The 17,217-nt window shown below is 71.6% G+C and carries 11 protein-coding genes and 3 pseudogenes; 9 read left to right on the forward strand and 5 right to left on the reverse strand.

Annotated features, from left to right (window positions below):
• Nucleotides 1-21: 21 nt before the first annotated feature.
• Nucleotides 22-1,278: an exo-beta-N-acetylmuramidase NamZ family protein gene (locus tag ACK1X7_RS47235; RefSeq protein ID WP_390792418.1), complete on the forward strand. Its 1,257-nt coding sequence runs from the start codon at nucleotides 22-24 to the stop codon at nucleotides 1,276-1,278.
• Nucleotides 1,279-1,348: 70 nt separating this feature from the next.
• Here ACK1X7_RS47235 and ACK1X7_RS47240 read toward each other — a convergent pair whose 3' ends face one another.
• Nucleotides 1,349-2,938, reverse strand: a complete 1,590-nt coding sequence (locus ACK1X7_RS47240) for a PucR family transcriptional regulator (RefSeq protein ID WP_398158757.1) — start codon at nucleotides 2,936-2,938, stop codon at nucleotides 1,349-1,351.
• Nucleotides 2,939-3,236: 298 nt separating this feature from the next.
• Between ACK1X7_RS47240 and ACK1X7_RS47245 the strand changes: the two genes are divergently transcribed.
• Both ACK1X7_RS47245 and ACK1X7_RS47250 read left to right on the forward strand, forming a co-directional pair.
• Complete coding sequence (locus tag ACK1X7_RS47245) at nucleotides 3,237-4,700, forward strand: sodium:solute symporter (RefSeq protein WP_413116770.1); 1,464 nt, start codon at nucleotides 3,237-3,239, stop codon at nucleotides 4,698-4,700.
• A 99-nt stretch (nucleotides 4,701-4,799) separates the two neighbouring features.
• Nucleotides 4,800-5,591, forward strand: coding sequence for a class II aldolase/adducin family protein (locus ACK1X7_RS47250; RefSeq protein ID WP_385153376.1), 792 nt, complete (start codon nucleotides 4,800-4,802; stop codon nucleotides 5,589-5,591).
• A 149-nt stretch (nucleotides 5,592-5,740) separates the two neighbouring features.
• On the opposite strand, the gene ACK1X7_RS47255 is transcribed toward ACK1X7_RS47250, so the two are convergent.
• The gene (locus tag ACK1X7_RS47255; RefSeq protein ID WP_413116771.1) at nucleotides 5,741-7,894 is read right to left on the reverse strand and encodes a glycogen debranching N-terminal domain-containing protein; all 2,154 of its coding nucleotides are present in this window, start codon (nucleotides 7,892-7,894) and stop codon (nucleotides 5,741-5,743) included.
• 132 nt (nucleotides 7,895-8,026) lie between these two features.
• Here ACK1X7_RS47255 and ACK1X7_RS47260 point away from each other — a divergent pair, with 132 nt between their 5' ends.
• The 4 genes from ACK1X7_RS47260 to ACK1X7_RS47275 all read left to right on the forward strand — a co-directional run bounded on the left by ACK1X7_RS47260 (nucleotide 8,027) and on the right by ACK1X7_RS47275 (nucleotide 12,585).
• Nucleotides 8,027-9,091, forward strand: a complete 1,065-nt coding sequence (locus tag ACK1X7_RS47260; RefSeq protein WP_390792422.1) for a LacI family DNA-binding transcriptional regulator — start codon at nucleotides 8,027-8,029, stop codon at nucleotides 9,089-9,091.
• Between the two features lie 108 nt (nucleotides 9,092-9,199).
• Complete coding sequence (locus ACK1X7_RS47265; RefSeq protein ID WP_385158698.1) at nucleotides 9,200-10,444, forward strand: sugar ABC transporter substrate-binding protein; 1,245 nt, start codon at nucleotides 9,200-9,202, stop codon at nucleotides 10,442-10,444.
• A gap of 237 nt (nucleotides 10,445-10,681) precedes the next feature.
• The gene (locus tag ACK1X7_RS47270; protein ID WP_390792470.1) at nucleotides 10,682-11,668 is read left to right on the forward strand and encodes a carbohydrate ABC transporter permease; all 987 of its coding nucleotides are present in this window, start codon (nucleotides 10,682-10,684) and stop codon (nucleotides 11,666-11,668) included.
• Nucleotides 11,665-12,585: a carbohydrate ABC transporter permease gene (locus ACK1X7_RS47275; RefSeq protein ID WP_385157806.1), complete on the forward strand. Its 921-nt coding sequence runs from the start codon at nucleotides 11,665-11,667 to the stop codon at nucleotides 12,583-12,585. The genes ACK1X7_RS47270 and ACK1X7_RS47275 overlap by 4 nt, the downstream gene beginning before the upstream one ends.
• On the opposite strand, the pseudogene ACK1X7_RS47280 reads toward ACK1X7_RS47275, so the two are convergent.
• Together ACK1X7_RS47280 and ACK1X7_RS47285 are read right to left on the reverse strand one after the other, a co-directional pair.
• Nucleotides 12,543-13,477: pseudogene (locus ACK1X7_RS47280) on the reverse strand (mandelate racemase/muconate lactonizing enzyme family protein). The gene ACK1X7_RS47275 and the pseudogene ACK1X7_RS47280 sit on opposite strands and share 43 nt — an antisense overlap.
• Before the next feature lie 57 nt (nucleotides 13,478-13,534).
• A pseudogene (locus ACK1X7_RS47285) lies at nucleotides 13,535-14,298 on the reverse strand (creatininase family protein); the annotation flags it as partial.
• Nucleotides 14,299-14,376: 78 nt separating this feature from the next.
• Between ACK1X7_RS47285 and ACK1X7_RS47290 the strand changes: the two are divergent.
• Together ACK1X7_RS47290 and ACK1X7_RS47295 are read left to right on the forward strand one after the other, a co-directional pair.
• Complete coding sequence (locus ACK1X7_RS47290; RefSeq protein ID WP_413116772.1) at nucleotides 14,377-14,628, forward strand: hypothetical protein; 252 nt, start codon at nucleotides 14,377-14,379, stop codon at nucleotides 14,626-14,628.
• 51 nt (nucleotides 14,629-14,679) lie between these two features.
• Nucleotides 14,680-15,799, forward strand: a pseudogene (locus ACK1X7_RS47295) (serine hydrolase domain-containing protein).
• Here the strand turns inward: ACK1X7_RS47295 and ACK1X7_RS47300 are convergent.
• Entirely contained in the window at nucleotides 15,729-17,177 is a 1,449-nt protein-coding gene (locus ACK1X7_RS47300) for an alkaline phosphatase family protein (RefSeq protein ID WP_390792423.1), read from the reverse strand. The pseudogene ACK1X7_RS47295 and the gene ACK1X7_RS47300 overlap by 71 nt on opposite strands.
• Nucleotides 17,178-17,217 lie beyond the last annotated feature (40 nt).

The raw sequence follows: 17,217 nt of genomic DNA on the forward strand, positions 1-17,217 counted from the left end.
CTCAGGAAACGGATTCCTCCCATGAACCTGTCCCGACGCAATCTGCTGGCCGCCGGCTCCGCCGCGGGCGCCCTGACGGTCACGGGCGCGGCCGCCGCCGCACCGGCCGCCGCGGCTCGGGGCAACGGCCACCGGCTGCGTACCGGCTTCGAACGCCTCGCCGAGGACGGATACGCAGCGCTCCACGGCCAACGTGTCGGCATCGTCACCAACCCGACGGGCGTGACCCGCGACGTACGCCACATCGTCGACGTGATGCATGCGGACGACCGCGTGAACCTGGTCGCCGTCTTCGGACCCGAGCACGGTTTCCGCGGAACCGCGCAGGCGGGCGGATCGGAGGGCCGCTACGACGACCCGGCGACGGGCCTGCCGGTGTACGACACCTATCTCAAAAACGGCGGGCCGCTGGCCGACATCTTCGCCGCCTCCGGCGTCGACACCGTGGTGTTCGACATCCAGGACGTGGGCGCGCGCTTCTACACGTACATCTGGACGCTCTACGACTGCATGGAGGCCGCACAGCTCGCGGGCAAGCGCGTCGTGGTCCTGGACCGGCCCAACCCGATGACGGGACGCAGCGCGCTCGGCCCCGTGCTGCACAAGGAGTTCGCGTCTTTCGTCGGCCGTCAGCCCATCGCCCAGGCGCACGGCATGACGGTCGCGGAGCTGGCACGGCTGTTCAACGGCGAGTTCCTGCGGACCCCGGTGCACCTGGAGACGGTGCCCATGACCGGATGGCGGCGCTCGGACTTCTACGACGCCTCCGGTCTGCCCTGGGTGCCTCCCAGCCCGAACATGCCGACACCGGACACCGCCCTCGTCTACTCCGGGACGTGCCTCTTCGAGGGCACCAACCTGTCGGAGGGGCGCGGCACGGCCCGTCCCTTCGAACTGCTCGGGGCCGAGGGCATCGACGCCCGGTGGGCCGAGGCTGCGAACGCCCTCGACCTGCCGGGGGTGGAGTTCCGTGAGGCGTACTTCGCCCCCACCTTCTCGAAGTTCCAGGGAACGACGGTGGGCGGCGTGCAGATCCACGTCCGCGACCGCGACGTGTACGACCCCGTGCACACGGGAGTGGCGCTCCTGGCGACCGCGAAGCGTGTGTGGAGCGACTTCGCCTGGCGGCCCGACCACAGCATCGACCGGCTGACGGGCAGCACGCGGGTCCGCACGATGATCGACGCGGGCGCCGGGGCGGACGAGGTGGCGGCGGCCTGGCGGAGTGAGCTGGCGGTGTTCCGCGGCGTCCGCCGCCACTACCTCCACTACCGCTGACAGCCCGGCCGCCCCGGTCCAGGACCTGGCTGGGCCCCCGATCAGGGCGCGGCACAGGCCTCGTCGCCGGTCAAGGGTGCGTGCGATGCTCGTCGGGCAGCCAGCGCAGGGCGAACCAGAGTTCCATGCGGACGCCCGGGTCCCGAAGGTCGACGTCGAGGAGTTCGGCGACCCGGGCGAGGCGGTGGCGCACGGTGTTGCGGTGCACCCGCAGGGCCGCCGCGGCGCGGTCCCAGCTGCCGTGCAGGTTCAGCCAGGTCCGCAGGGTGTCCAGGAGGACCGTGGCGCCCGGTGAGCCCGCTCGGTCCAGCGGGGCGAAGCGGGTCCGGGCGAGCTCTTGGGCGTCGGCGGGCGCGACGATCGCATCGAGGCTGAGCGGGTCGGAGGAATGCACGACGGCGGGGGTATCCGCGGCGATCGCGCGCTGGAGGGCCAGTTCGGCCTGGCGGTCGGCTTGTGGCAGGTCGGGGACGGCCGCGGGCGCGCTGAAGCCCAGGATCCACTCAAGGTCGGCGGCCTGTGCGGGGGCGCTGGGCCGGGTGTCCGGTGCGCCGGGGATCAGCGCTCTCAGACTGGGGCCGTCGATGTACAGGTACGGCGTGCCCAGTGCGGTGCCCAGTGTCGCGAGCTGGGCCGGATCGTCACCGGTCGGCGGTGCCGGTGTGGAGCGTCTGGGGACGTGCCGTCCGTGGACCACGATCCAGTGCTCGCCGCTCGTTCGGCCGGCGGGGGCCAGGGCGGGGGCTACCTGGGCGGGGGTGGCCCCGAGCATCAGCCGTACCAGCGCGCCGACGCTGTGGGTGTCGGTGCCCAGGGCATGCCGCGGGCTGGTGAGCAGGGCCAGCAAGACGGTCGCCGTACTGGTCACGTGGCGGTGAACCAGAGTCGGGGCCGTGGTGGTGGCCTGAGCAAGGGCCAGCGGCGTGGTGGCGCCGTCGGTGCCGGGCAGGGTGTGGACGGTCAGGTGGATGCCTCCGTGGTGATCCGCTGCTGCCGTGGGAGGAGCTGGTCTGTGCGCCGCGTGACGTCGGCTGGTGCGCGCGAGGGTGCGTACGGCGAGGTCGCGCACGCGCCGCGGTGCGGGAGCCGGGGGGCGAGGACCGGCGCCGAACAGCTCGTTGCCCTGGGCGTCGAAAAGCACCGCCCAGGCCCCGGTGTGGGCGCTGAGCTGGGTGAGCACGGCCTGGAGCGCATCCGGACGGGCGGCAGCGGAGGCGAGAGCCGACTGAGCCTTGGAGATGTCCCTCAGCTCACGGTTGCGGGCCTCGGCGATGGCGGCGTACGTGGCCTGCCCGACCGCCACGAACGGTGTGGCCGGCGGCAGCCGCAGGAGCGGCAGCCCGTGGCGGTCACAGGCTGCGGCGAGTTCGGGTGGAACCTCCTCGTGTACAGGGGCGACACCGAACCCCAGCGCGGCCACCCCGGCGGCGACGACGCGCCGCAGGTAGGTGTCGATACCGTCCGCGGAGCGCGGGAGGCGAACGCCCGCGGTCAGGAGGAGTTCGCCGCCGAAGAGGTAGGGCGTGGGGTCCTCGATCTCCGTGGTGCCGACCGTGCTGATACGGCGGTCCTCGGCCGGTCCGGCGACCTGGCGCAGGCCCAGTTCCGGGTCGGCCAGCAACACGCTGAGGGGAACGGACGGCTGCTCGGTCTCGGTCATGAGGAGGCATCCTCCCAGCCCGGCGGCACTGCGCGGGAGCGCCGGTTTTATCCAACGGATGACTCCATATTGGATAGAACCCGCACTTCTGCAACAGGACGACCGGTAGCTACGGTCGTGTAACCAGCAGGGCACCACCCCCGGCCCTTGCCCACGTGCACATCCCTTACCTCCCTCTCTCTTCTCCTCAGCGCTGCGCCGCCGGCCTCCCCACCTGGCGCGCAGCCACTGCCTTCCCCTCAGCCCCTTTGACGGCTTCGCGTATCAGGCGCCGGCCGCGGCGAATCGGAGGACCCTGATGACCGTCGACTACCTCGTCATGGCCGGATACCTGCTGGGCATCGTCGGCGTGGGCTGGTGGGGCAAGAAACGCGCCGCCTCCAAGAGCGACTTCCTGGTCGCCGGAAGACGCCTGGGCCCCCTCATGTACACCGGCACGATGGCCGCCGTCGTCCTGGGCGGCGCCTCCACCATCGGCGGTGTACGCCTGGGCTACACCTACGGCATCTCCGGTGCCGCCATGGTCTGCTCCATCGGACTCGGGCTGCTGGCCCTGAGTATCTTCTTTTCCGCCCGGATCGCCCGGCTGCGGGTCTACACCGTCGCCGAGATGCTCTCCCTGCGCTACGGCGACGCCGCCAGCATCGTCTCCGGCATCGTCATGTGGATCTACACACTCATGCTGGTGGTGACCTCCACCATCGCCTACGCCAGCGTCTTTGACGTCCTGTTCGACGTCCCGCGCTGGGTCGCGGTCGTCATCGGCGGCACGATCGTCGTCGGCTACTCGGCGCTCGGCGGCATGTGGTCCATCACGCTCACCGACATGGTCCAGTTCGTGGTCAAGAGCATGGGCGTCCTCGTCCTGCTGCTGCCCATCGCGGTGGTCAAGGCCGGCGGATTCGCCGCTATGGCCGACCGTCTTCCGCACGGCTACCTCTCCCCGACCTCCATCGGCGGACAGGCCATCTTCACCTTCGTACTGATCTACACCTTCGGCATGCTCATCGGGCAGGACATCTGGCAGCGGGTCTTCACCGCCCGCACCGACAAGGTTGCCGCCTGGGGCGGCACCGTCGCCGGCGTCTACTGTCTCGTCTACGCCCTGGCCGGAGCCTTCATCGGCATGGCCACCAAGGTGCTCTACCCCAACCTGGCCAGCGCCGACGAGGCATTCGCCACCATCGTCAAGCACGCCCTGCCCACCGGAATCAAGGGCCTGGTCCTGGCCGCCGCCCTGTCCGCGATGATGTCCACCGCCAGCGGCGCCCTGATCGCCTCCGCCACCGTCGCCACCAATGACATCTGGGCCCGGCTGCGTCACCGCGGCCGCCATGAGGCCCCCGTCAGCCCGGAGGACCAGGACGAGATCGGCTCCAACCGCCTGGCCATAGCGATCCTCGGCGTGACCTCCATGGTCATCGCCTGCCTCCTCGGGGATGTCATCGAGGCCCTCACCGTCGCCTACAACCTGCTCGTCGGCGGCCTGCTCGTACCCATCCTCGGCGGCCTGATCTGGAGGCGCGGAAACCTGCCCGGCGCCATGGCCTCGATGATCGCGGGCGGCGCCACAGTGATCACTTTTATGGTGATCGACGGACTCCTCGCCAACGAACCGGTCTACTACGGCCTGCTCGCCAGCCTCATCGCCTATGTGGCCGTCAGCCTCGCGACCAAGCCGACCGAAGAAGCCGTCGTCGCGGCATGGCGCCGCCGCCTGGCAGGCGAGCCCACCAGCACCCCCGAATTCAGCGCGGCCTGATCAAACCGACGGCGTCGGCAGCTCACTCACCGACACAGACCCCGGGCAAACCGGCCCGGGGCCCCGCTGGCCATCAGGTCCACGACAGAAGGAGCACTCATGACCGAAGTGACACTCCGCACCGATCACACCGCCCAGACCACCTCCGACGAGGAACACCGCCTGCGCCGCGAACTCGCCGCCGTCTACCGCCTGGTGGCCCACTTCCGGATGACCGACCTGATCTTCACGCATATCTCCGTCCGGCTCCCCGGACCCGAGCACCACTTCCTGATCAACCCGTACGGCCTGCTCTTCGAGGAGATCACCGCGTCGAACCTGGTCAAGGTCGACCTCTCCGGCCGGCCCGTCGAGGACACCCCGCACCCCGTCAACCCGGCCGGTTTCGTCATCCACAGCGCCATCCACGCCGCCCGCCCCGACGCCCACTGCGTCTTGCACACCCACACCAAGGCCGGCTGTGCGGTCGCCGCGCAGGAGGACGGTCTGCTCCCGCTCAACCAGATCTCCATGGAGTTCTACGGCAGGGTCGGCTACCACGACTACGAGGGCGTCGCCCTCAACCTCGCCGAACAGCGCCGCCTCATCACCGACCTCGCCGACCACCCCGCGATGATCCTGCGCAACCACGGCCTGCTCACCGTCGGCGAAACCCCCGCCCAAGCCTTCCTGCGCATGTACTACCTCGACAAGGCATGCGAGATACAGACCGCGGCCACGGCCGCCGGCTCCGAGCTCATCACCCCCCACCCCGACATCTGCGAACTCACCGCACGCCAACTGGCCGGCGAGGACGACAGCTCCGACCTCCAGGACGACAAGGCGTACGACCTCGCCTGGGCGGCACTGCTCCGGATGGTCGAGCGCATCGCCCCCGACTACAAGGACTGAAGCCTCGGGTTCACGCACAGCTCGTAGAGCTGCTGCCGAAGCCCCTCCGGCGGCAGCGGCGTTGTCGTGTTTCGTCACGTTGCCCGGGCGACCCGCTTCGGTGTTTCGCCGCCGCACGGGGTCGTCGCCGAGGCATCGGGAGCGCCGCGTCAGGCCGAGACCACCGTCAGCCCCTCCGGCGCCGTCACGTGCACCGTTCCGTCCGCCGCCAGTGTGATGTCCAGCCGGGCACCGCCCACCTGGAGCCCCGTCACCGTCAGCGGTGCGTACGCACCGGCGAAGGCGGGGGCCACCGTGACCGTGCCGCCCGGGACGTCCGCCTCCAGGCCGAGTGCCGAGCGCAGCACCTGGACCGAGGAGGCGGCCGCCCACGCCTGGGGGCGGCAGGACGCGGGGTAGGGGGCGGGGTGTGGGCCCGCCGCGGCGCCGTGGCCGGCGAACAGCTCGGGCAGGCGTCCGGCGAACCCCGCCGACGCCGTCAGCAGGCCCGCCGCCAGCGGCGCCGCCGCGTCCGGGAAGCCGGCCCTGACCAGGCCGTGCACCGCGATCGCGGTGTCGTGCGGCCAGATGGAACCGATGTGGTAGCCGTACGGGTTGAAGCCCACCGAGTCGCTGCTCAGGGTGCGCAGACCGTGGCCCGAGTCGAGTTCGGGGCCGGTCAGCCGGGCCGCCAGCGCCGCGCTCTCCTCCTGGTTCAGCAGGCCCGTCCCGAGGAGGTGCCCGAAGCCCGAGGTGACCGAGTCCACCGGCCGGCCGTCACGGTCCAGCGCGACCGCCGGGTACGGGCCCTGGGCGTCCGCCACCCAGAAGCGCTTCCGGAAGCGGGTGGCGAGCGCCTCCGCCCATTCCTCCCACGCGTCCGCGCCCGGCCGCCCGAAAGCGCGCAGCAGCGCCGCTCCGCCCCGCGCCGCCTCGTACGCGTACGCCTGCACCTCGCACAGCGCGATCGGCGGGTCGGCGAGCCGGCCGTCGCGATGGCGGATGGCGTCACCGGAGTCCTTCCAGCCCTGGTTGGCCAGGCCCCGTCCGGTCCGGTCGACGTACCTGAGGAAGCCGTCGTCGGCCGCGGCCGCCTGGTCGCGTATCCACGCGAGCGCCGACTCGGTGTGCGGCAGTAGCTCTTCCACCTGCTCGGGGGCCAGACCCCAGCGCCAGGCGTCATGGAGCAGGGTGATCCACAGGGGGGTCGCGTCGACCGTGCCGTAGTACACCGGCGGCACGGCGAAGGTGTCGGTGAAGTTCTGGGTGCCGCGCCGCACTTCGTGCAGGATCTTCCCCGGCTGCTCCTCCGTGGCGGGGTCGGCCACCGCCCCCTGGCGGCGGGCGAGCGTGCGCAGCGTACCGGCCGCGAGCTCGGTGCCGAGCGGGAGCAGCATGCGGGCGGCCCACAACGAGTCACGGCCGAAGAGGGTCAGAAACCACGGAGCCCCGGCGGCCAGGAACTGATCCGGCCTGCTCGCGTCGTCCGCGCGCCCCTCCGGGGACCGGGGGTCCATCAGGCGCAGCCGGTCCGCGTCGGCCACCGACTGGTCCAGCCACTGGTCGAAGCGCCGGTCCGCGCTGCGCAGGGCCGGGCCGCGCCACGGCACGGCGTCCGCCGGGGCGGCCGGGAACTGGTCGCCGTCCGCGTACGCCGCCGTGCAGCGCAGCGTCGCCGTCCATGAAGCGCCGGGGTCCAGTTCCACGTCGTACGACAGCCGGCCCTCCGGCGCCTCCAGGGCGTCCGGCGCGGGCTCGCTGACCAGGCGTACGGTGAACCCGTCGCGGGACCACACCAGACCGCCGCCCTCGGCGCCTTCCGCGCCTTCGGCCCGTGCCGGCACCGGGTCCAGGACGTGGCCCGACTTCACCCGCTCCATCAGGGCGAGGTCCGTGCCGGCCGTGACCGTGAGCCGGAAACCGACCCGCCGGGTGCCCGCGTTGGTGACCTCGAAGCTCTCCTCCAACCGCCCGGAGGCGACGGTGCGGCGGCGGTCCAGGGCGACCGCCGGGTCGGGCGTCACCTCGCCGAGCCCGCGCAGGATCGCCCGGAAGTCCGCCCGGTCGGCCCCCCTGAGCCCGCCGCCGACCGGGGCCAGGTCGATCGACTCCACCGCGACGGTCAGGTGGGACAGCGCCCTGCCGTCGCCGTGGTAGAAGCCATCCGCACCCCCGTGGAGCTGTCCGTCCGCGCGCGAGATCACAAAGCTCGGCGCGTACAGCGTGACGACCGCGTCGTGCAGGAACGGCTGCAAGTTCGCGGCCACCGAAGTGGAGGCCGTGACCGGTTCGTTGGTGTCCTGGGCCTTGACAGTGGTGTCCAAAGGAGTAGAACCTCTCAGCATTAGATCGATCCAAAGACACTAACGGCCTCTTCAGAGCGCTGACAATGCTTTTGGAACGCTCAAATCAATTTCGTAGGACCAGCTTCAGACCCTCGTACGCCGGAGACCCGTATGCCCCGCTCCACCAGCAGTCCCTCGCCCAAGGGCAGCCCGGTGACCCTCGCCATGGTCGCCCGCCGGGCCGGTGTCTCCCCGCAGACCGTGTCCAACGCGATCAACTCGCCGGAGCTGCTGCGCCCCGAGACCCTGGAGCGGGTCCGCGGGGCGATCGACGACATGGGCTACCGCCCGAGCCGTGCCGCGCAGACCCTGCGCACCCGCTCCAGCAAGCTGATCGGCTACGGCATCCAGCCCGCTCCGGGCGGCGGCACGGCCCCGGTCATGGACCGTTTTCTGCACGCCCTGTCGCAGGCCGCCGACGAGGCCGGCTACCGGATGCTGCTCTTCGCCTGCCCGCCCGGCGGCCCGAGCCTGGAAGGGTACGAGGAGCTGCTCGGCCGACACGACGTCGACGGCTTCGTGCTCAGCAACACCGCCCGCCAGGACCCGCGCCAGGCGTGGCTGGCCAAGCGGGGCGTACCGTTCGTCGGTTTCGGCCGGATGTGGTCGGGGCGGCAGATCGGTGATTGGGCCGATGTCGACGGCGCCTCGGGCACGGACGCCGCCGTGGATCACCTGGTCGCCCTCGGGCACCGCAGGATCGCCTTCCTGGGCTGGCCGCGCGGCTCCGGCGTCGGTGACGACCGTGCCGAGGGCTGGCAGCGGGCCATGCGCCGGCACGGGCTCCCGACGCGCGGACGGCGCGCGGAGAGCGCCGGGGACGTCGAGGCGGCCCGGATCGCCGTGAAGCCCTTACTGGACGCGGGTGCCACGGCCGTGGTCGCGGCCAGCGACATGCTGGCGCTCGGCTGCTATCACGCGCTGCGCGAGCGGAACGCCGTCCCGGGCCGGGACGTCGCCGTGGTCGGCTTCGACGACTCGCCGATCGCCGGGATCCTCTCGCCCTCCCTGTCCACGGTCGCCCAGCCGCTGGAGGCGGTCGGCAGGGAGTGCGTACGGCTGCTGCTGGCCCGGATGGCCGACCCGGCCGCGCCACCGGAGCGCGTCCTGCTGGAGCCGTCCCTCGTCATCCGCGACAGCGCCCCGGCGCCCGGTTCCGACACGCCGGCGCCCTGACGCACCGTCGCTCCCTGTCGCCGGCGCCGTGAGGCGCCGCGCCCCGGACATCACCTCTCCTCCACCCCCCTCGAGCCGCACGTACCATCCCGAATCCACGGAGGAATCATGGCCCCCCGCACGGCCACCGCCGCCCTCGTCACCTGCGCGGCGCTCCTGGCCGCCACCGGCTGCTCGTCGAGCTTCGGCGGCGACAAGGAAACGCAGCAGGACACCGGCGCCAAACAGCATCTGAAGGTCCTGATAGCCACCTCGGGCGACGCCGAGACCAAGGCGGTCAAGGAGGCCGCGGCCGCGTACGAGAAGCGGTCCGGCAACAAGGTGACCGTCGAGGCCGCCAAGGACATGAACCAGCAGTTGGCCCAGTCCTTCGCGGGGCACCGGCCGCCGGACGTCTTCTACGTCAACTCCGACCAGTTCGCGAACTACGCCAAGGGCGGTTCCCTCTACCCGTACGGCGACAAGATCAAGGACACGGACGACTTCGCCGAGCCGTTGCGCACCGCCTTCACCTACGACGGGAAGCTGGTGTGCCTGCCCAAGGACACCTCCACCCTCGCCCTCGCCATCAACACCGACCTGTGGAAGAAGGCGGGGCTGACCGAGAAGGACTACCCCACCTCCTGGGACGAGCTGAGGAAGGTCGCCGGGAAACTCACCGGCGACGGGGTCACCGGCCTGGTCACCAGCGACGAGTACCAGCGACTCGGCGTCTTCATGAAGCAGGCGGGCGGATGGATCACCGACGCGAAGCAGACGAAGATGACCGCCGACAGCGCGAAGAACGCCGAGGGGCTCGGCTTTGTGAGGTCGCTGCTGCGGTCCGGCTCGCTGAAGTACGCAAAGCAGCTCGACACCAGTTGGGGCGGCGAGGCCCTCGGCAAGGGCAAGGCCGCCATGACCATCGAGGGCAACTGGCTGACCGGCGGCATGAAGCTCGACTACCCGGATGTGCCGTACAAGGTGGTCCCGCTGCCCGCGGGACCGGCCGGAAAGGCCACGCTGGCCTTCAGCAACTGCTGGGGCGTGGCCGCCGAGAGCGCCCACCGGTCGGCGGCCGTGGACCTGGTGAAGTACCTCAGCTCCGGTGAGCGGCAGATGAAGTTCGCCGAGGGATTCGGGGTGATGCCCTCGCGCACCAGCGCCCTCGCCGAGTACGCGAAGCAGGAGCCGGACGCCAAGGCCTGGGTCGACGCCAACACCTACGCGCAGGGCCCGGTGACCGTCGCCGGGTTCGACAAGGTGCTCAGCCAGTTCAACACCGAACTCCAGTCGCTGCGCACCACGGACCCGAAGAAGATCCTCGCCGACCTGCAGCGCAACGGCGAACAGACCATGGCGAAGGGCGACTGAGCCGTCATGCCCTTCCGCACCACCCACCGCACGGCGCGCCACCTCCCCCGTGGCGCGTCGTCCGGTCCCCGCCCGGCCCCCGGGGCCGTCGGCGGGGACCCCCGTACGGCCGGCTCGCCGGGCGCACCTGACGCGCCCGGCGGGTCCGGCCCCAAGGCGGCGCCCCGCACCCCGAACACCCCGCCCGCGGGGCGCCGCCGCGGCGAAGGCGCCTGGGGCTGGCTGTTCGTCAGCCCCATGGTGCTGATCCTCGGCCTGTTCCTGGTGCTGCCGATCCTGATGGCCCTGTGGGTCAGCCTGCTGGACTGGGACGGGCAGTCCAACCCGTTCACCGGGCAGGCGAAGTTCGTGGGCCTGGACAACTACCGGGCGCTGCTCACCGAGGACGGCCTCGACCGCACCCTCTTCGCGACCTCGCTGCGCAACAACGTCTACTACGTGGCGCTGACCGTGCCGCTGCAGACCGGGCTCGCGCTGGTGCTCGCGCTGATCGTCAACCAGCGGCTGCTGCGCGCCCGGGGCGCCCTGCGCACCACGTTCTTCTTCCCGTCGGTCACCAGCTCGATCGCGGTCTCCACCGTCTTCCTCTTCCTCTTCCAGGGCAGCGGTGCCGTCAACACGCTGCTGTCCTGGATCGGGGTGAAGGGCCCGAACTGGTTCGCCGACTCGCGCGGGGTGCTCTCGACGCTGCTCGGCGGCCTGGGGATCGTCGACCCCGACCACCCCCCGGGTGTGCTGGCCGACCACTCCTTCATGGGCCTTTCCTGGTACGAGTGGCTGTCCGGTCCGTCCGTCGCGATGTGCACGATCATTCTGCTGGCCGTGTGGACGACCTCCGGCACCTTCATGCTGATCTTCCTCGCGGCCCTCCAGGACATCCCGCGCGAGCTGGAGGAGGCGGCCGCCATCGAGGGCGTGAACCGCCGCCAGATGCTGCGCCACGTCACGCTGCCCGCACTGCGGCCGGTGCTCTTCCTCGTCCTCACCCTGGGGACGATCGCCACCTGGCAGGTCTTCGACCAGGTGTATGTGATGGGCCAGGGCGCCCCGGGCAACACGACGCTGACGCCGGCCTTCCTGTCGTACTCGACGGCCTTCGACGGCGCCGACTTCGGGCAGGGCGCGGCCATCGCCTTCATCCTGCTCGCGCTGATCCTGCTCATCACCGCCCTGCAGCGCTGGGCGCTGCGGGAGCGCGGTCCCCGCCCCGGGAGGAATCGATGAACGCCACGGCCACGGCTGCCCCCAAGGCCAGGGCCGCCGCCCCGGCGCGGGGGCGCCCGGTGCTCGGCCGGTTCCCGCTGCCGCTGCGGGTGCTGGGATACGCGCTGGTGGTGGGGGCCGCACTGCTGTACCTGCTGCCGTTCGCGCTCCAGTTGGTGACCGGGTTCAAGACGGACCCGGATGCGGCGGCGCATCCGCTCGGACTGGTGCCCACCACCCCGACGACCGCCGCCTACCAGCGTCTGTTCGGGCTGAGCCAGGCCGGGGACGGGGTGCCGTTCCTGCGCTGGCTGGGCAACTCGACCCTCATCGCGGTCCTGGTCACCGCCGGGCGGGTGCTGTTCGACTCGATGGCGGGGTACGCGCTGGCGCGGCTGCGTTTCCGGGGCCGCTCGCTGCTGTTCGGCTTCGTCGTCGGGGTGATGGCGGTGCCCGGGGTGGCGCTGCTGATCCCGAAGTTCCTGGTGCTGAACACGTTCGGGCTGTTCGACACCTACACCGGCATGATCCTTCCGCTGATGGTGGACGCGGCCGGGATCTTCATCATGAAGCAGTTCTTCGAGTCCATCCCCCGGGAGGTCGAGGAGGCCGCGCGGGTGGACGGCGCCGGGGTGATCCGGACCTTCTGGTCGGTGGTGCTGCCGATGGCCCGGCCCGCGCTGATCACCCTGACGATCCTGTCGTTCCAGGGCTCGTGGAACGAGTTCACCCACTTCCTGGTGGCCACGCAGTCCGGCCAGTACGAGACGTTGACGACCGGGCTCGCGCGGTTTGTCTCGGGCGGGCTGGGCGGCGGTACGCAGTACCCGCTGAAGCTGGCGGCGGCCCTGCTGGCGACCGTGCCGGTCGCGGCGCTGTTCTTCTGCTTCCAGCGCTACTTCGTGCAGGGGGCGAACTCGGGGGCGGTCAAGGAGTAGCTTCGCCCCGCTCGCGACCTGCCCGATCCCGCGCCTCGCGTTCGGCCCGGCGGAGACGTCATCCCGTCAGATCGCCCTCCCGTTCGTTCACCGCCGAGTAGTGCCGCAGGTTCTCCTCGTCGACGCGCACGCCCAGGCCCGGGGCCCTGCGGGACGGCGCGGCGGCCGTCGATGAGCGGGATCGGGTCGGCGATGTCAGCGGCGTGCAGGTAGTACATGCTGTCGATGGCGCGGCTGAGCAACGGAGTGCTGGCGACCACGGCGAGATGGGCGGCGGTGGCGATGCCGAGTTCGCCGCCGCTGTGCAGGTTCATGCCGAGGCCGAAGGTCTCGCAGGGGGCGGTGAGGGCCTTGGTCGGTGCGATGCCGCCCCACGTGTGGACATCGCCGTGGACGACGTCCACCGCGCCGAGCCGTACCGCCGGGGCGAAGTCCTCGAAGCGGACGGCACACATGTTCGTGCACAGCGGGATGCGCACCTTGGTCCGCACCTGGCTCATGCCCTCGATGCCGGGGCACGGGTCCTCCAGATACTCCAGGTCCAGCTCCTCGACCAGGCGGTGTTGGGGTCGACGCGCAGCTCGGTCTCCGGCAGCGCGGCACGCAGCGCGCGGAGGTTGGCGACGTCGCCGTCCACATCGCCGGTGCCCTTGAGCTTGACCGCCCGGAAGCCGCCCTCGGCCACCACCCGGGTGGCGTGTTCGGCGAGGGCCTCCGGGGTGGCGCCGTCGGCGCGGGTGACGAGTGCGGTGAGCGGGATGGTGCCGCGTACCGCCCCGCCTAGCAGGTCGGTGAGCGAGTGGCCGGTGGACTTGCCCATGGTGTCCCAGCAGGCGACGTCCAGGGCGGCGATGGCGGCGTAGCCGAGGTAGCCGTGGAAGAACGGCACCATGTGCTGCTTGCGGTGGAAGGACTCCAGGGCGAACGGGCTGGTGCCGATGGGGTCGGGCGTTGCTTCGGCGAATGCCCGGATCGCCCGACCCAGTTCGGTGGCGCGGGTGGACAGCTCGCCCGGGTCGGGGCGAGCCGTGGACGGGTCGTCGGTCATCCCGCCCACCCGTGCCCACTCGCCGTGCCGCTCGGCGGTGAGGCCGGGGTACGGCGGGGGGTTGAAGAGCGGCGGGGCACCGGCGAGACGGTGTGGCTCGATGGGTGTACGGACCAGGTCCGGGTGGGCGGCGAGCATGAGTGAGGTCTCGTAGCGGCCGGCGTGCCCGGGGTCCTCCGGCGCCTCGCCGAGGCTCCAGCAGGAGCAGGCCGCGAACGCGCCTTCGGCACGCAGCGCGTGTTCCTTGACCGCCAGGCGCATGATCTCGTCATTGCCACCGTGGCCGTTGACGATCACGACGCGGTGGAAGCCGCTCTCGGTGAGGGACCGCAGAATGTCGGCGAGGACCGCCGCCCGGGGCCCGCCGACAGTGACACCGCGGCCGCGAAGAGGTGGTGTGGGCTGTGCCCGTACGGCAGGGCGGGGAGCCGTACGACCGGTGGCCCGGCGTCCGCCAGCAGCTCGGCCGCCCGGTCCACCACCGCCGTGACCAGCAGCGTGTCGGTGCCCATCGGCAGGTGGGCGGCGTGCTGTTACCGCGGGCCGATGGGCAGCAGGGCGATGGCATCCGCGCCCGCGGCCCGGGCCTCGCACCAGGTGAGTTCGGTCGGCTGCGGCAATGTGGTACTACCTCCTGGGTTGATGGCGTGGCAGAGTCTGTGCATGGCCGCACTCGCCCCGACGGCGGACGCCCCGGCTCCGCCTGATGCCCGATCCCCCGGTCGCGCCCGCTGCTGAGCGCGGTGGAGGTGCTGCCCGGACAGGTGCGTGCGGCGCTGGTCGACCACTCCGGAAAACTGCTGCGGCGCACCACGGCCGGCTTCGACCCGGCGGCGCCGGAGGCGGCCGGAGTGGACGCGGCGGTGCGGCAAGCCGCCCGGGAGTGCTTCGAGGGACGTGAGCTGACCGCGGTCCGGGTGGCCGCCGCCGGTACGGTGTCGGCGGCGTTGCGCGGCGGGGTGGGGGCCCTGGGGATCGTGCGGGGGCAGGAGTGAGCGGGGCCGCGGGCGGCCGGGCCCACAGGGGGCGGAACGGACGGGAACGGCCTGCCCGCCCCGGCGGACCGGCCGACACGCCTCACGGCACTCCTGGCGGCTGGCCGCCAGGCCGGGATCTACTCCGCGGCCGCCTGTTCGGTCGGCACCGCGGCCGGGCGGGAGACCCACGGGCACCTGGGCACACGTCGTTGGGACGGGCCGGAGCTGAACGGCACCGAGCTTGTGGGATCTGGCCTCGGTGACGAAACCGATCGCGGGCCTGGCCGCACTGCGGCTGGTGGAAACGTGAGCGCTCCGACTGGACGACACGGTCGGCGCGTATCTGCCGGAGTACCGCCGCGTGCTCACCCATACCTCCGGCCTGCCCGGCGGTACCCCGCTCTGGCGTGCGCACTCCGACCGGGACGGGCTGCTGACCGCCCTCCGTCGGCTACCGCTGCGCGGGGCGCAGGGCACGGTGGTGGAGTACTCCTCGGCGGGCTTCGTCCTCCTCGGCCTGATCCTCGGCCAGGCCACCGCAACCGGCCTGGACGAGCTGGTGGCCAAGCAGGTGTGCGAGCCGCTCGGCATGCGCGAGACGGTCTTCGCACCCGGCCCGGCGGCCCGTGAACGCGCGGTCTCCACGGAGCTGTGCACCTGGCGCGGTCGCCTGGTGACCGGCCAGGTGCACGACGAGAACGCGGTGGTGCCCGCCGGAGTCTGCGGCCACGCCGGTCTGTTCGCACCGCTGACCGACATGGACCGGCTGGGCCGGGTCCTCGCGGCGGGCGGCGAGGGCCTGCTGAGCGCGCCCGGCTTCGCCCGGATGACCGCCTGCCATACGGAGGGCCTCCCGCTGCGCCGCTGCCTCGGCCGGCAGGGGCTTGACGCGGTGGGGTCGCCGGTCGGTACGGCGATGGGCCCGTCCTCGTACGGCCACACGGGCTTCACGGGGACCAGCCTGTGGGTGGAGCCGGCAGTGGACGGGGCGGGGGCGGGAGGCCGCTACTACGTCCTGCTCACCAGCCGCGTCCACCCCAGCCGTGATCCCCGCCGTCTCCCGGCGATCCGCCGCGCGTTCCACCACCACGCGGCGGCCTCGCCCGCCGGAGTCCGGCTCAGCTTCGGTGCCTGTCGGCCGAGAGGAAGTACTGCCGGCCGGCGAGATGCTGAAAGTGGGCCGTGGTGACATCTGCGGCGCCGCGCTCCGCGACGACCCGTCGGTCCTCCGGAAGCGCTGGTGCGTTTCCCGGACCAAGAAGGCCGGCTTCGCTCAGCACCCGTCCGGACATGGTCGGCGGGACCGGTAGCCCCATGAGCCGGCAGATCGTGGTGGGAATGTCGAGGTGATCGGCCGGGAATGAGGATTCATGGGCAGTCCGGAAGCTCGGCCCGTTCAGTACGAGTGGTATGCGCATGTCGGCGGCTGAGGTGGAGCCGTGGCCACCCGCGAGCCGCGTGCTGTCTCGGACGCTGTGACCGATGCGCGGATTGCCGAGTCGGTCGTGGTAGGTGAGCGACACATACGCGAGCAGGCCGTCGGCGGCTGTTCGGGTGGACCACAGGCCGGCCGGCGGAAGGACCCCCGGGACGTCGCCCTCGGCGAAGACCGGCCCGGACCATCCCGCCGACACGATGGCGTCGAGGATCGCATTGATCTGCGTGGTTCGGAGGCGCCGCCGCGCGTACACCAACAACCCACCGTTGTTGTCGACAAGTCGCACGGCATCGGCGAGCGACGGCGGAATCAGTGACTCGATGTCGGCCACGTCGACCGTGTGCGTCGCGTTCGAGAAGCCGTGGTCGGCCGTCACGATGACATCGGTGTGCGGTGCCTGCTCACGGACCCGGTCGATCAGCCGACGTAGTCGGCGGTCGATCTCGGAGAGAGCAGCGTCCCCGGCCGGGCCATCGACGCCGTTGTCGTGTTGCACGTCGTCCAGCTCGCCCGACCACAGGACGAGGACATCCGGCGCCAGCTCCGGAATGACGTAGTCGACGATCAGGTCGGTTGCCCAGTCCAATTCGGGGAACGGGCCGTCCGCGGCCCGGGGGAGACTGTCCGCGAGACGACGCCGGACACTCTCGGGCTGCGCGTAGAAGGCATCATGACCGAACGGACGCGCGCCTATCGCGGCCCCGTGCCCGTCGACCGCTCCCGGATTGAGCAGCAGTGTGCAGCCGTTCGAACCCGTTCCGACGGCGACGAGCTTGCGCCCGTGGTCGGCGAGGTGTTCACCCAGAGTCGGCACGGGGAGCAGCCGATCACCCCGCAGGGAGCGGAGCAGCTCCAGATGGTCGGGGCGGCCGGTGTCGATGAGGTGTCCGTCGGCCCAGAGGCGGTTGCCCTGAATTCCGGTGACGCCGGGGGGTGCTCCGCTGGCGAGGGACGCCGCGGCGGGACGAGTCAGCGACGGTGCGACCGAGCGTGCTTGCCGGTAGGACACGCCGCGGTGTACGAGTTCCGTGAGGAACGGCATCTTCCGCACATCGGTCGCCCGTAGTCCGTCGATGACCACGAGGAGCGTGCTCACCATTCCGTGTTCTCCGATCGAGGCTCTGTCCATGAGGGCTGACCCGGGCCGGGACGGCGTCCGGGTCCGACGA

It is taken from the genome of Streptomyces sp. CY-1 (genome assembly GCF_047218265.1).
Lineage (GTDB): Bacteria > Actinomycetota > Actinomycetes > Streptomycetales > Streptomycetaceae > Streptomyces > Streptomyces niphimycinicus.